The organism is Psychrobacillus sp. FSL K6-2836 (genome assembly GCF_038003085.1).
Taxonomy (GTDB): Bacteria; Bacillota; Bacilli; order Bacillales_A; family Planococcaceae; genus Psychrobacillus.
In genome coordinates this window covers 2,579,989-2,595,314 of sequence record NZ_JBBOOM010000001.1, presented here as the reverse complement: position 1 = coordinate 2,595,314, position 15,326 = coordinate 2,579,989, and the positions used below count along the sequence as shown (strand labels likewise).

14 protein-coding genes are annotated in these 15,326 nt (G+C 36.8%); 5 read left to right on the top strand and 9 right to left on the bottom strand.

What is annotated here, in order from left to right:
• Positions 1-137: 137 nt before the first annotated feature.
• Positions 138-1,544: a stalk domain-containing protein gene (locus MKY37_RS12330; protein WP_340777477.1), complete on the bottom strand. Its 1,407-nt coding sequence runs from the start codon at positions 1,542-1,544 to the stop codon at positions 138-140.
• A 129-nt stretch (positions 1,545-1,673) separates the two neighbouring features.
• Between MKY37_RS12330 and MKY37_RS12325 the strand changes: the two genes are divergently transcribed.
• From MKY37_RS12325 to asnB, 3 genes are all read left to right on the top strand, one after another.
• Entirely contained in the window at positions 1,674-2,573 is a 900-nt protein-coding gene (locus tag MKY37_RS12325; protein ID WP_340777475.1) for an ABC transporter ATP-binding protein, read from the top strand.
• Positions 2,566-3,804, top strand: a complete 1,239-nt coding sequence (locus MKY37_RS12320; RefSeq protein WP_340777473.1) for an ABC transporter permease — start codon at positions 2,566-2,568, stop codon at positions 3,802-3,804. Before MKY37_RS12325 ends, MKY37_RS12320 begins: the two co-directional genes overlap by 8 nt.
• Positions 3,805-3,909: 105 nt before the next feature.
• A complete protein-coding gene (gene asnB / locus MKY37_RS12315) occupies positions 3,910-5,754 on the top strand; it encodes an asparagine synthase (glutamine-hydrolyzing) (protein WP_340779918.1) in 1,845 nt (614 codons plus the stop codon).
• A 494-nt stretch (positions 5,755-6,248) separates the two neighbouring features.
• Here the strand turns inward: asnB and MKY37_RS12310 are convergent, their stop codons facing one another.
• Both MKY37_RS12310 and dapD read right to left on the bottom strand, forming a co-directional pair.
• Positions 6,249-7,373, bottom strand: coding sequence for an N-acetyldiaminopimelate deacetylase (locus tag MKY37_RS12310; RefSeq protein WP_340777472.1), 1,125 nt, complete (start codon positions 7,371-7,373; stop codon positions 6,249-6,251).
• A gap of 11 nt (positions 7,374-7,384) precedes the next feature.
• Entirely contained in the window at positions 7,385-8,098 is a 714-nt protein-coding gene (dapD, locus tag MKY37_RS12305) for a 2,3,4,5-tetrahydropyridine-2,6-dicarboxylate N-acetyltransferase (protein ID WP_340777469.1), read from the bottom strand.
• A 438-nt stretch (positions 8,099-8,536) separates the two neighbouring features.
• Here dapD and abc-f point away from each other — a divergent pair, with 438 nt between their 5' ends.
• Positions 8,537-10,192 carry a ribosomal protection-like ABC-F family protein gene (abc-f, locus tag MKY37_RS12300; protein WP_340777467.1) on the top strand — a complete coding sequence of 552 codons (1,656 nt, stop codon included), beginning with the start codon at positions 8,537-8,539 and terminating at the stop codon, positions 10,190-10,192.
• Positions 10,193-10,368: 176 nt separating this feature from the next.
• On the top strand, positions 10,369-10,788 hold the full coding sequence (locus tag MKY37_RS12295; protein WP_340777464.1) for a DUF4395 domain-containing protein: 420 nt from the start codon (positions 10,369-10,371) through the stop codon (positions 10,786-10,788).
• 195 nt (positions 10,789-10,983) lie between these two features.
• On the opposite strand, the gene MKY37_RS12290 is transcribed toward MKY37_RS12295, so the two are convergent.
• The 6 genes from MKY37_RS12290 to MKY37_RS12265 all read right to left on the bottom strand — a co-directional run bounded on the left by MKY37_RS12290 (position 10,984) and on the right by MKY37_RS12265 (position 15,209).
• On the bottom strand, positions 10,984-11,397 hold the full coding sequence (locus MKY37_RS12290) for a hypothetical protein (RefSeq protein WP_340777462.1): 414 nt from the start codon (positions 11,395-11,397) through the stop codon (positions 10,984-10,986).
• A gap of 12 nt (positions 11,398-11,409) precedes the next feature.
• Positions 11,410-11,784 (bottom strand): DUF5412 domain-containing protein, encoded by a 375-nt coding sequence (locus tag MKY37_RS12285; protein ID WP_340777460.1) that lies wholly within the window; start codon positions 11,782-11,784, stop codon positions 11,410-11,412.
• Complete coding sequence (locus MKY37_RS12280) at positions 11,781-12,233, bottom strand: hypothetical protein (RefSeq protein WP_340777458.1); 453 nt, start codon at positions 12,231-12,233, stop codon at positions 11,781-11,783. The genes MKY37_RS12285 and MKY37_RS12280 overlap by 4 nt, the downstream gene beginning before the upstream one ends.
• A gap of 117 nt (positions 12,234-12,350) precedes the next feature.
• Positions 12,351-13,070, bottom strand: coding sequence for a YebC/PmpR family DNA-binding transcriptional regulator (locus MKY37_RS12275; RefSeq protein WP_340777454.1), 720 nt, complete (start codon positions 13,068-13,070; stop codon positions 12,351-12,353).
• Between the two features lie 100 nt (positions 13,071-13,170).
• Positions 13,171-13,599, bottom strand: coding sequence for a DUF1801 domain-containing protein (locus MKY37_RS12270; RefSeq protein WP_340777452.1), 429 nt, complete (start codon positions 13,597-13,599; stop codon positions 13,171-13,173).
• A gap of 23 nt (positions 13,600-13,622) precedes the next feature.
• Positions 13,623-15,209, bottom strand: coding sequence for a DUF2339 domain-containing protein (locus MKY37_RS12265; RefSeq protein WP_340777450.1), 1,587 nt, complete (start codon positions 15,207-15,209; stop codon positions 13,623-13,625).
• Between the last annotated feature and the right edge of the window lie 117 nt (positions 15,210-15,326).

Genomic DNA, 15,326 nt, shown 5'->3' with positions numbered 1-15,326 from the left:
CGACCTGAGACGGAAATCAGCAGTTTTATTAATTTTTTTAAGTACAATGAACCCAGTGTTCACGTTTCATTTTTATATACTTCTTATTCTTGAACATAAAACCCATCCTTCTCAACTAGAGAAGGATGGGTTTGATTTTATTGCAAAATATCCAAGATTTCTTCTGATACATATGTTTTCTTATTTTTTAACACTGGTTGTTCTAAAAATAACCGCAGGCTTTTATTGTAGCTGTAAGATTTCGTATCACGAATAAGTTGGATAGAACTGTTCCCTTTTGTAAGAGTTACTTTCTTTTGCGCTGAGTTTGCGTTATTTTCCACTTCATATCCAAGTTGTTCGGCTACTTTACGTATCGGAATCATTTTTATCCCATTTTGTATAAAATGATCATCATTTATAATTTGTTTCAGTTCAGGTGAAAGGTAATTTACAGCAACAATCTTTGTTGGAGCTGTTTGAGCTGGAATACTTTTTGTAGCTCTATTATAAAATATGATTAGCTCTTTTCCCTCTAAATCCTCCTGAGTTATTGCTTCTCCTTTTTCATTACGTATGTCAGTCTCTTTGGAAATGTTCAATTGAAGCTCTCGATCTAAACTAATCAAGTTTTGGTCAAACTTTGCCACTTTCACAAAATCGAATTTTTCTTTATCATGAACTACGAGAATTTCTGGAGTTATTCTTGCTGGATAAATCAAAATCATTGGCTTATTTTTATCGTAGTAAGCTTCTATTTTTTGGCCTTTTTTAAAGGATTCTTTTTTAACTGGCACTGCCTTTGTCCCATTGAAGAACAGGACATTTTTATCTAGTGTGAAGATAGTCGTGATTGGTTCATCCTCTTCTGTGACTACTGTTAGTGCTAGCTGATTATTATCGTTTGTTATTTCTGTTATAACTCCTTCAAATTTCATGAAATTTGAAGCGTCCTCTACTTCCCCAGAAGAGATTGCTACTATTTTACTTGGAGTAGTTTGAGCTGGAATGCTTTTTGTAGCCATCGTATAGAATACAATAAGCTCTTCTCCACTTAAGTCTTGTCGTTCTATTTTTTCTCCTTCAGCATTTTCTAAAATAGTTTCATTATCCACATTCAAGTTCAATTCATTATCTAAACTACGTAGTTCTTCGTCAAATTTCCCTACTTTAACGGAACCGAATACTTTATCATCATGTACAATCACTAATTCAGGTGAAATTTGCGGTGGATATATCATGAGCATCGGTTTATCTTTGTCATAGTAGGCATCTATTTGCTGGCCTTTTTGGAATGCTGAATGCTCCATTTTTTTCGTTGATCCACTATTGTATACAAGCGTTTCGCTCGTTACGTTGTAAAAAGTTATCTGCTGCTCTTTGTCAGCTGTTTCTACAGTTATTGTGACAGTGTCCTCTTTTTCCTCCACTTTAGTTATAACTCCAGATGCTTTAACAAAGTTAGTTGCTTCTACTTTTGCATCCCCACTTTGTGCATACACTCCTTGGCTCCCTATAAGCCCTAACATTAAAATCATTACGATAGCTCCATAAATTTTCTTCATCGAATCTCTCCTTTTTTTACTTCTCTTACCATTTGACGGGCTTATTTACAAAAACGTTACAATTTAAATGAAACATTTTTAATGCTCACTCGTATTAAATAAAAAGAGAAAATAGATAGGAGTTTGAATATGACGTTATCAATCAACCAAGTAACTAAGAGATATCAAGACTTCGTCGCTGTTAATAGTCTATCCTTTGCAATTGAAAAAGGAGAAATATTTGGATTGATCGGGCAAAATGGTGCTGGTAAAACAACGACATTTCGCATGATTTTAGACTTACAGGAAACGACTGAAGGAAGTATTACGTGGAATGGGCAGCATATAAATTCGATTAATAGGGATATTCTAGGTTACTTACCTGAGGAGCGCGGCATCTTTCCAGCTATGACAGTGGAAGATCAACTATACTTCTTCGGAGAGCTAAGAGGTAAACATAGAAAAGAACTAAAAAAAGAAGTAGATTATTGGATTAATCGTTTTGAATTAGATGATAAGCGAAAGGCTAAAGCGGAAACTTTATCTAAAGGAAACCAACAAAAGGTCCAATTAATCGCTAGCTTTATACATCAACCAGAGTTTCTAATATTAGATGAGCCTTTCAGTGGATTGGATCCTGTAAATATGGATCTACTAAAGCAAGCAATTCTAGACTTAAAGCGTAAGGGGACGACTATATTATTTTCTAGTCACCAAATGGATAATGTGGAAGAGCTTTGTGACCATTTATGCTTACTGAAACGGGGTGTGTCTTTGTTTTCGGGAAGTTTATTGGATTTAAAGAAACAATACGGAAAAACAAAACTAACGATACGGACAGAAATTCCAAAAGAAGTTCTAGCAGGATTACATGGTGTAAGAGATATTCAAGTAGGCAAAGATCATTATACATTAACGCTTGAGGATGAATCGCATGCGCAGTCTATCTTTGACTATGTCTCTAATGGGAAATATATAGAGAAGTTCAGTTTGGATTATTTATCATTAGAGGAAATTTTCAAGGATAAGGTAGGTGGTACGCATGTCTAAGTTCTGGTTATTAGTTAAGCAGCTATATGTTCAAAAAGTAAAAGCGAAATCATTTATCTTTTCTATCGTACTATATGTTGCGGTTATCAGTGGGGTTATGTTCTGGTCTGACATTAAAGAAGCATTTTTCCAGGAAGACGCACTACAAATTGCTCTAATCAACGAAACAGATATGGAAATCGAGGCTTTATTTGATTCGACGAACGACATAGAATTTACCTTTCCAACAGATGAGGTAGAACAGGTAGAAAAACAAGTAGTCAATGGGGACTATGCCGCTGTAATTTTCGTTGAGGATCAGGACAATTCATTGATAGCAGAAATCGCCACCTTTGAACCACTGACATTTAATGATCAGCAAAGCCTTTCTTCAACTCTACAATATGCAGGGAAAATATATGAAGTGCAGCAGCTAAATTTAACAGCTGAGCAAGCAGATAAAATTCTTCAATCCGAAACTACAATCACGATGAAAAATCTTGATAAGCAATCTGCCTCAGGTAAAAGTGAGGATGAGAAGGCTGCAGGAATTGGCGCTTCCTTTTTAATAGGCTTTCTAATTTATTCATTTGTTATGACATTTTTATCAATGATTACAACTGATGTCGCTTCCGAAAAAGGTTCACGTGTTCTAGAGGTTTTACTTGCTAGTGTAAAGCCATCTACACATTTTATGGCAAAATTAACCGGAACATTTCTTCTAGCGTTAACACAAATCGGAGGGTTATTACTCATTCAAGGATTGTTATTTGCACTGATTGACGGAGGCTCTAAATGGGATGTTGTCCAGGAAATTGCCAACGAATTATCCCTTGCATTTATCGGATACTCAGTAGCATTTTTATTGATAACTATCATTTTATACTTAATACTAGGTGCATTATTAGGATCACTAGTTTCCAAGGTTGAGGAATCGAGTCAGGCAATGATGCCAGCGATGATGGTTGGAATTATTGGATTCTACGTGTTAATCTCAGGTATGGCAAGCCCTGATACGCTGCTGATTAAGGTGTTCTCTTATATTCCATTCACATCAGGTATGGTAATGCCATTGCGAATTGGGGCAACAGATATATCCTCATTTGAACCAATCCTGTCCATGTCTATACTAATTGTGACTGTAATTCTACTATTCCTACTAAGCTTATCCTTCTACAAACGAAGTGTTTTAACTTATAGTAGTGGAGGTATAATTCAAAAAATAAAAACCGTGCTAAAGGTAACAACTTAATATTATTACATCGAAATAATCGCGAAGGTATCCACCTTTGCGATTATTTTTGATACAATCTTTGATTTTTTGCATAAAATAATGGATGAAAGAAGGGATGCATATATGTGTGGAATTACAGGATGGATTCATTTTCAAAGGGATTTGAGAAACGAAGTATCGGCAGTTGCAAAGATGACGGAAACCTTAAAGAAGCGCGGCCCAGATGATGATAATATTTGGAGTTCTCCGCACGCCTTGTTTGGACATCGCCGTCTAACAGTAGTAGATCCTGTTGGTGGAAAACAACCAATGACTAAAAACTATCAAACAAGTGAATATACACTTACGTATAATGGAGAACTATATAATACAGACTATCTCAGGACAGAATTATTGAAACGTGGGCATTCCTTCTCTGGTCATTCGGATACCGAGGTTTTATTGACCTCTTATATTGAGTGGAAGGAAAAATGCGTTGACTACTTTAACGGTATATTTGCTTTTGCCATTTGGGATGAAACCGAACAAAAATTATTTATAGCACGAGATCGCTTGGGAGTTAAACCACTTTTTTATACCGAAAAAAATGGAGGATTCCTTTTTGGTTCAGAGCAAAAGTCGCTCTTTGCACACCCTGCTATATCTCCAATCATCAATCGTCAGGGCCTTGCAGAAATTATTGGATTAGGTCCATCACGTCCCCCTGGCTCTGGAGTATACAAGGACATAAATGAATTACGCCCTGCCCATGCACTAAGCTTAACTCGTAACGGGCTTCGGACTTGGCGGTACTGGAATGTAGAAAGCAAGAAGCATACAGATTCTTTAGACGAAACAATTGAAAAAGTTCAATTCCTAGTAACCGATGCTGTAGAAAGACAACTTGTATCAGACGTACCACTTTGCACATTCCTGTCTGGTGGTTTGGATTCTAGTATAATTACATCAATTGCTGCCAAATCCTATTCACGGAATTCGAAATCTCCTCTGCATACTTACTCCATTGACTATCAAGATAATGATCACCATTTTCAAGGCAATACATTTCAACCTTCAAATGACCTTCCTTGGATTCAAAAGGTGACAAACCATCTAGATACAAAACATCATTTCTCTATTATTACCCAACAAAAACTAGCAGAATATCTAAAAGAGGCTGTACACGTACGAGACCTTCCCGGAATGGCAGATATCGATTCTTCTTTACTATGGTTTTGCAGGGAGATTAAGCAGGACTTTACGGTAGGCTTATCTGGAGAATGTGCGGACGAAATATTTGGCGGCTATCCTTGGTTCCATCAAGTAGGAAACGCAGAAAAAGGATTTCCTTGGATACGATCTACTAACGAACGTTTCCAGTTATTGAATGATAGTTGGCAAGGTAAATTACAAATTGAAGAATATGTACAAAATGCATATGATACAACTTTAGCTGAAACTCCACTTTTAGAGGGTGAAACAGATGTAGAAGCAAAAAGACGGGAACTGTTTTATATGAATATGACGTGGTTCATGACTACTCTTTTAGATAGAAAAGATCGTATGAGTATGGGTGCTAGTTTAGAGGTGCGTGTGCCATTTGCGGATCATCGGTTGGTGGAGTATGCATGGAATATTCCGTGGGAATACAAAATGGTTGGCAATCAGGAGAAAGGTATTCTACGAAAGGCATTTCAAGGGAGTCTGCCATACGATGTACTTTATCGCAAAAAAAGTCCATATCCCAAAACGCATAATCCTGTTTATACAGGTATTGTGAGTAGTCTGTTGAAGGAACAGTTGCAAGATAAAAACTCTATTCTGCACGAGCTTTTTCAAAAGCAACGCTTGGCTGATTTAGTCGAATCGAATGGAGAAGCATTTAAAGTACCATGGTTTGGTCAGTTAATGTCTGGTCCACAGCTTCTTGCATATCTAGTACAGTTGCATATTTGGTTTAAGGAATATAATGTTCAACTAGTGGATTGAAATTAAAAATACTGCATGTAGTACTTTTAAAATTTATGATACCGCTGATTTCCGTTTCAGGTGGACACTTTCCGTGGGGTGAGCGATGAGCTCATACCACTGGAATCGCCACCTTTCACTTCAATCAATTAAGTGAGTAGAATAGAACTTAACAGCTAGATTTACCAAAGCTTCTCGCTAAGATTGAACACTAGGTTCGAAGCATGATAATTCATATACTCTTTTATAAAAATCTAATTTAAAAAGAGCCTGGGACAGAACCCCAAAACAGCATTTTTCTCTGTGAGAAAAATGCTGTTTTTTTGCTGTGCACAAAATTGATTTCCATTCCAGGGACGCTTTTCACGGGCGTGGCCTGAGCCTGTAGTCTCAGGCATCACGCTATTCCCGTAGGAGACGCCCCTCCATTCCAATCTACTTTATTAAATATCCATTATTTAGTAAAGGTTTCTCCTTATCCAATAAAATTTCTACTTCTGTCCCGCCTCTTTTTACTAACTTGAAATTTCACGAAAATAAGCATCGATAAATGGCACAAGATAGTCAATTACAGCTTCATCCGGACTTAGCTTAGGATGATGCAGTCCATATGACGAGTTAACTCCAGCCCAAAATAATAGCCCCGGTATTTCTTGTAGGAAATAACCAAAGTCTTCGCCAGTCATAGCTGCATCACATAAAATGGCGTTAGTTGCCGGGTTTGCTTCCGCAAATGCCAAAAACTCGTTCGCAAGTGCCTCATTATTTTTAACCTGATAATAGGACGAACCGTAGTCTATATGAATGTCACATTCAAAACCAATTTCTGCTGCTCGACAAAATGATTCGATTTTTTCTTTAATGATCGTCATCGTTCCTGCATCCATCGTACGAATAGTACCCTCAAGACGAGCATGACCAGAAATAATATTCTGCACTGTTCCAGAGGTGAACTTCCCAATCGTAAGAACTGCGGGATCCATTGGATTGACTGAACGACTTACAATTGTCTGTAGTTGCAATAATAGTGTCGCGGCTGCAACGGACATATCTCTTGCTTGATGCGGAAATGCCGCATGCCCTTCCTTGCCAATTACATCGATAAACAATTCAGATGTATTAGCAAACAGTAAGCCTGGACGTGTAGCTACCGTACCAACAGGATATTCTGGCGCTACATGGAAGGCAAATATTTTATCGGGCATCAACGCTGGCTGCTCTTCTTTCAACCATTCACGCATTGGAAGTGCACCACCTGGACTTTCTTCTGCCGGTTGAAATAGAATAACTATATGATCTTTTATAGGATTTTCTACTAGTTTTCCGAGTAAACCCAATGCCACCGTCATATGCACATCATGACCACAGGCATGCATTTTCCCAGGATGACTGGATTCGAATGGAAGTCCAGTCACTTCTGTTATCGGAAGACCATCTATGTCCGTTCTCCAACCGATTGTTTGTGTAGGTTCAGTTCCCTCTATTTTCACAACTATACCTGTTTTCCACGTAGTGATTGTTAGTCTATCCTGTGGGAGTGCACGAATTTGCTCCAATAAATAACTTTGTGTTTTTACTTCTTCAAAACCTAATTCAGGTATGCGATGTAAGTCTCTCCGAATATCTTGTAAGGTTTTCATCGTCCACCAACTTACAGCTGACGCAATTCTTGCATAATTTCGGTTTTCGATCTAGTTTGGTCATCAATTTCTTTAATCACTTTAGCAGGTGCTCCAACAGCTACCGTATATGGAGGGATGTCCTTAGTAACAATGGCTCCGGCAGCTACAACTGCACCTTTACCAACTCTACATCCTTCAAGAACTACAACGTTTGCACCAATTAATACGTCATCTTCGATAATGACAGGAGTTGCAGAAGGTGGCTCAATTACACCCGCTAGCACTGCACCAGCACCAATATGACAGTTTTTCCCTACAGTCGCTCGTCCACCTAGAACTGCGCCCATATCAATCATCGTACCTTCTCCAATGACTGCCCCAATATTAATAAGTGCGCCCATCATAATAACACTATTATCTCCGATACTAACTTGATCTCGAATAACAGCACCTGGCTCGATACGTGCATTTATCCCCTTTAAATCTAAAAGTGGAATAGCAGAGTTACGACTTTCATTTTCTACTACTACGTCTTCAATTTGATTTTTATATTCATTTAAAACCGATTCGATTTCAGACCATTCTCCAAATAATACTAGCGAATTTCCTTCACCAAACACTTTTGTTTGTTCCCCGAAAGAAATCTGATCTATGCCGTTTCCTTTTATGTATACTTTCACCTGTGTTGATTTCTTTGCGTGTTGAATATATGAAATAATCTCGTTTGCATCTAGTTGTTTCATTTTCCATACCTCCTCAAATATGTGTCTATTCTACAGGAATTTTTATTAAAAATCACGAATTTATATTCATTCCACAAAATAAAAATTGAAAATTCATATTTTCTTATAACTTTTATACATTACTCACTTCTTTCCATTATTAAAGACAGTTATATAAAAAATATGTTATAATTCTATTAACAAATTTGAAGGGACGATGGGTGGACTATGATTATTTAATCTTATTTCTTGCATAATATTTACTGCTTCCTGCAGAACAAAATATTTTATACGCAAACGGAAATAGGATTAGTCTGCCCATTATTCAAAATAATACGAATGATATTCTCTACACTGTAATGATTGTGTAGCGTTTTTTCGTATATGCTTCATGGTCAGCAACATCCTTCCGTATTATTCGGAGGGATTTTTTTATCCCTCCAAAGAGGAGTTGTTTGTATGACATTATTAGGAAAACTAATGGATATAAGCATTACATTTGGTGATGATGAGGTATTACAGAACGTAAAAGGAGATATTCCATCAGATGTCGTGATTGGAATTGTTGGTGGAAACGGTCAAGGTAAATCGTCCTTGCTTTCCGTTCTTTCTAATGAAATACTTCCTGCTAGCGGCAAGGTGGAATGGATTGGGAATTCCCCTTCTATAAGCTACTTTCAGCAGGAAGATGAACACTTTAGTCAAATAGAATACGAACATGATGAATTAGCCTACTTCAGTAAATGGAGTGTTCCAGAGGGAAGAGAATATGCTCAACTGAGTGGCGGGGAAAAGATGAAAAGAAGGTTGTCTCGTGTTTTTGCAGAGAACTCGCAAGTATTATTGCTAGATGAACCTACTAATCATTTAGATCAAGATAGCTTATCTTATTTAAAAAAACAAATTTGCTCCTACAATGGCACAATCATTTTAGTTTCACATGATCGTTATTTCTTAGATGAAGTAGCCGATTATATCTGGGAAGTTGAAAATAAAAGACTGACAGTTTACGCAGGAAATTATTCAACTTATAGAGATAAAAAAGCAGAGAAACTCCTGACACAGCAAAGGCAATATGATGCCCAACAGTCTAAAATACAGCAGGTGGAGAAACAAATTTCTGAGCTAAAAAACTGGTCATCCAAAGCACATGCAGAATCCACCAAGCATGAATTTAACAAGGAATATTATCGTGTTAAAGCGAAAAAAATGGATATCCAGATTCGCTCCAAAAAGAAACGACTAGAACTGGAACTTACCAAGAACACCGTTGATAAGCCGGATGAAGAAAAAGAAGTGTTGTTTTCCATTGATGGAAACAAGAAAAAAGGGAAACGTGTCATAGAAGCAAAGAATTTGAGGAAAGACTTTGAAAAAAGAACACTCTTTCTGAACACATCTTTCACCATACAGGCGCAGGAACGTGTAGGGTTATTAGGTTCAAATGGTAGCGGAAAATCGACATTTTTCCGTATGCTATTAGGAGAAGAAAGCTTTCAGGGAGACCTTTGGAAATCTGAATCCATGAATATTGGCTATTTACGTCAAACTGTTTTTGACTTACCCGAAGAACAAACACCATTTGAATTTTTTGGACCGCCTGACTTTGAGGTAAGAGGGCTTATCCAAACACTCATGACGAACTTAGGTTTTTCCAAAGAACACTGGTCCCGTCCTATATCTACAATGAGCATGGGAGAACGAGTGAAGCTGAAACTAATGGAGTTCATGCTCGACCAAAAGGATGTTTTACTTTTAGATGAACCGACGAACCACTTAGATCTTCCTTCTCGTGAGCAATTAGAAAAGACACTTTCCACTTATCCCGGGACCATTTTACTCGTAACACATGATCGATATTTCTTAGAAAAGCTAACGAATAAATTGCTTGTTTTTGAAAATAAATCAATTCGAAAGCTGGAGATGAACTATAACGAATGGATGCATAAAAACAATGAATCACTACTCGAAAAAGAACTCTTAACATTAGAAACAGAGCGACAGGCAGTACTAGGAGAACTTAGTTTTTTAAAGAATAATGACCCTAAATATAGCATGCTAGATATACAATTTAATCAATTAACTAAGAAAATAAATGAATTAAAAAAGAAATAATTTAGAAGGCAGCTCCTAATTAGGGGCTGCTTTTATTGTGTATCTTATGTGGACTGTCGTTTTCAATCATACTTTGCCAATTTCCCAGGAAATATGTCAGTATATATACTTCTATTTACTTTTTTTGGCTATCACCATATAATGAAGTAAATCCAATAAGAAAAGTAGGTTTTAAAATGGAAACAATTCCGAAACCTCTCGTAATGGTCAATCAATGGACGATTGTTCTATTTGTAATCATTGCACTTCTAACTCAATCAGCGTGGGTATTACTTATTCCGTTAGTTGCAAATTTATCAAGTTTATTAACAGGGTTTCATCCAATACTAGCTGTGGCAAAACGATTTTTATCTAAACCTGCCAATCAATATACACAAGAAGACTATGGGCAGCTTAGATTCAATCAATGGCTTGCAGTGGGCTTTTTGTTGGTAGCCAGTATCAGTTTTTTACTAGGCTGGTCATTATTATTTAATATCGCAACAATTATGGTAGGCCTTGCTGCATCTATCGCCATCGCAGGGTTTTGTATCGGTTGTTTCATGCGATTCCAATTTCAACAATGGAACTATCGTAGAAAGAAATCAGCAGCATAACTTTAAAAGCGGAGGCGCCTATGTCAGCCCCGACAAGCGCTGGAAGGATTTCCGTTAAGGCGTTTTTTGCCTTTGCTGAAATTCTGAAGCGACTCGAGGGGCTAGGCGTCGGAGCTAGACAGACGCTGACTAAAAAGTATATACCTTCATAATTAACTTAAAAAACAGCCTTTCCATCGAAACTGGAAAGGCTGTTTATTTGTCTTCAAATTCAAAGACATCTTTTAATATACTTGTTCCCTCTTTGTCTAACCTCCCATAAGAATCGCCTTCAATAATCGTAGAGGTACCGTTGCTTTCAAACCAAACAAAGTATTCCACTAAACGCTCAGGCATATTTACGTCATCCTCTAAAAAAAGAACTGCTTTTACATTCTCTCTTCTCGACATTTCTGCTTTAACATTTCTTTCCCATTCAATCCGATTGAATACTTGGGTTAATTCATCGATTTTGTTCACATCAGCAATAATTATTTCATCTGCATAATTACCGTCTACAGTTACATGAAAAACATCCACTCTTGTCAGTTTTTCTACTGTTTCATTTTTAGTACAGCCCACTAACATTAAGATGGCCAGCATCATGAGTAGACAAATTACTTTTTTCATCAGATCCCTCCGCTAATGAAATCTAAAATCATATTTTTCCTTGGGAACATTTAAAGTACGATTATTGATAATTACAGTATCATTATCCACCCAAGAAATTTCTGCAACTTCTTCTCTGTAATTCCAGTATATATTTTTGGTTTCTTCATTTTTTTCATTAAAAACAAGCTCACCACGAATAGCATAGGAAGTCGTGGCTCCCCCATTTGTAACATAAGCTTTTAACGTATATTTACCATCTGGTGATGATTCCTCCGTAAGAAATTCTCCTTTTGGAAGACTTTCCATACTTATGAAAAATGTATACACTAAGATTCCTAGTAGAACTACACTCAAAGTAATCGGTACGCCTACTACAAGAAGAATTATCTTTAGTTTTCTTTTCATCCCTCTCTCCTTTTCCCATAATAATTAGTTCTTACAATTGAAATAATAACTAGTAAAATTGCGCCAATGAAAATTAGAGAAATCAGATTGCTTATACCATATTTGTTACCAGCGTACTCCCCATCTATCACCGCTTTAATAAATGTTCCATTGTCCTTCTGTACAGCAATGGCTTCATCCGTGCTTATCCCTTGGATGGAATAATACTTAGTTCCCTTCGGATAGGCATTTGAGAAATTACCAGAATAGGTTCCTTCTCTATCCGAAGACTTCGTCACATGTCCGATTTTTTTATCAACCTCACTTACTTGTTCATCGGTAATAACATATACGTAGTCATCCCATACAACAAATGCATATGCCCAATCTGCTAATGACTTAATTGGAAATAAAATAGATATAGATAATATAAAGACAACACCAAAACGAAAAGTATTTTTACTATTCAAGCAATAACCTCCTTGAAGAAGTTGACGTTTCATCTCCCTTTCAGTTCCCCTATTTAAGTAATAAACAAAAAGGCTGCTCCAAAGCAGAAAAACACTTTGAAACAGCCTAATCTTCTATTATTCTCCCAAATCTACATTGTGGTAAACTTGTTGAACATCTTCTAAATCTTCAATAGCATCGATCATTTTCTCGAATTGTGCTTGAGCGTCTGCATCTAATGCAATATCGTTTTGAGCAAGCATTGTTAGTTCCGCTACTGTGAAGTCAGTTACACCTGCAGCTCTTAATGCTTCCTGTACAGCATGGAATTGATCCGGCTCTGCATAGACGATAACTGCATCTTCCTCTTCTAAAATATCCCGTGCGTCAACGTCTGCTTCCATTAAGATTTCTAATACGTCATCAGCAGTTTTTCCTTCTAACCCAATAACTGCAGTTGCATCAAACATATAAGCAACTGAACCACTAACACCCATATTACCGCCATTTTTGCCAAATGCAGCACGTACATCAGATGCAGTACGGTTAACGTTATTTGTAAGTGCATCAACGATTACCATAGAACCGCTTGGTCCGAAACCTTCATAACGAAGCTCATCGAAGCTTTCTTCTGATCCACCTTTTGCTTTTTCAATCGCTTTATCAATAATATGCTTAGGCACACTGTATGTTTTTGCACGTTCTAGTACTACTTTTAATGCTTGGTTAGAAGTAGGATCAGGCTCACCTTGTCTTGCAGCAACATATATTTCACGACCAAATTTCGCATAAATGCGGCTAGTATTAGCGTCTTTGGAAGCTTTCTTTTCTTTAATATTATTCCACTTACGACCCATAAGTCCCACTCTCTTTCGCTAAGCTAAATTTTATACTGTAACATTATACACGAAAGCCCGATAAACTAGCAAAATAAATACATTAACTTCCATTAACCTACTACTGGTTTGGATATAATTCTTGCAGAAATGCAATAGATTTTGTAATCATTTCCTTTAAAACATCCACATCTACATCATCCACTTTGTTTATATATACACATGATTTTCCTGCTGTATATTTTCCGAAGCGTTTGAGCGCTTCTTCTCGCGCCGTGTCCCCAGTCGTAATATATAAACTAATCTTTGCCTTTCTTGGCGAGAAGCCTACTAAAGGAGCATCTCCTTCGTGACCTGAAGCGTATTTATAATGATAATTCCCAAAACCAATAATGCTCGGTCCCCACATTTTAGCTTCGTAACCGGAGGTCTGTTCAAAGATTTCTAATAACTTGTATGCGTCTTCACGTTTCTTTGGATGATCAACTGCCTCTATAAATTCAATTACATTAGCGTCTGTTTCTTTCATCTTTGCTTCGTATTTAGCCATTTTTTCTTATCCCCTCTCGATAACTACTTTTTATAATAAGCTCGTGACACGAGTAATCCAACCACTCCTAGTACTATAAATAATAACGCCTTAATAGCTACAGATACAAATGAGATATCAAACAATATGACTTTCGCTAACGTCACAAACAGAATACCAACACCGACGTACTTACCTTGTGGCAACGAAAAACGACTTAATACCATATATAGTATAGCCACGATAATCCATAATGAACTGGTAATGACTCGCTCCATATTGCTTCCGGTGTCCCCTGAAACTAAGACAGCAATCATATGCAAATAGTATAAAAGTAAAACTGCAACATATGGAACTCCGATATTTAAAAGAGTTTTCTCTATAAAAATACTCGCTAGCAAATATACCCCATAAACTGTACCTACTATAAATACTGTCCAGTGTAGCATTTCCCACGATACCCAGCTCATAATCGAAAAAGATAGCACATAGTAGAAAGCCACGATATAACTAATACACATAAGAATTAGGTGTAACATATGCTTGTATTTCTTATATACGAATAAGTATATAAAGCTCAATCCAATTATTCCTTCAAACAGTAAATTATCAACTTGGAGCTGCATTATATTTAACACAGCAATGGACCCACCCGCTATAAAAATAGGAGCACGTATCGAATCCTTTTGAAATGCATAATAACAAATCCCGTAGACGAACGTAATAATTATCATTAAAACTGTTGCTTCATTATCCGTAAATACTACACTAACCCATAAAGCAGTTAATAACATAATTGAAAATAGCATATACGCTTGTTCCTTTAACACCTGCTTCGTCTTCAAAAGACTAACCAATAACGCAAAATGTTGTACGAATATTGGAAGCATTGCGATCCATTTATACACGTCAGGTACACTTGCAAAAATAAAGAAAACTAATATCGCTACCTGTAAGAAAATGATCGAAACATAGTATAAAGCCTTGTAAGAATATTTTAGGGAAATCCATAGAAATACTGTAAAAAGAACCGTTTCGTAAAAAGAAAACAACGGAATATTTGGTGAAGTACTGTTTATCAAAAAAGGTACAAATACCCCTCCAACTGTAGCAACAATCCCAATTCCTTGTGAGCGGTACTTATAGGTTAGAAATACTCCCAATGAAATCCAAAGACCATTGAAAATAAAAGCTACTGTTGGTCCAGATATATTATACAGCTGATGCATTGCAAAAGTGGTCAACATTAGGATTGGAATAGAACCACCAAGAAGCATATGCCCTAAATTCTTTCGACTTCTTTTAGTTTGCCATATACCCAACGCAATTAATGCAAAACCAACAACAAAACCAATGACTACTTTTACGAATGGCTGTAGAAAACCGTAGTCCGATACCGCTTTGAATCCCCAAATTATTCCTATTATAAATACGACAATAAATAAGGGCGGCAATATTTTCTGAAAGATAAGTATATCCCATTCAACAGGCTGTCTCACTTGTTGCTGATCCTGTATGATAGGTCGCTCGGGTTGAGAAATATTTGGTTTAGTATGTATTTGCTCTTCTAAAAATCGAACCCGTTCTTCTAATTGCTCTATTCGCTTTTCAAGAAGTTCACTCTTCTCCACTCAAGCCCTCCTTTTTCAATATGTTCTACTCATACTATTAGACAAATATTGAAAATATCCTTTAAAACTCATTATAAATTGATCATAAACAAAAGGAGGACCTATCATCTAGATAGC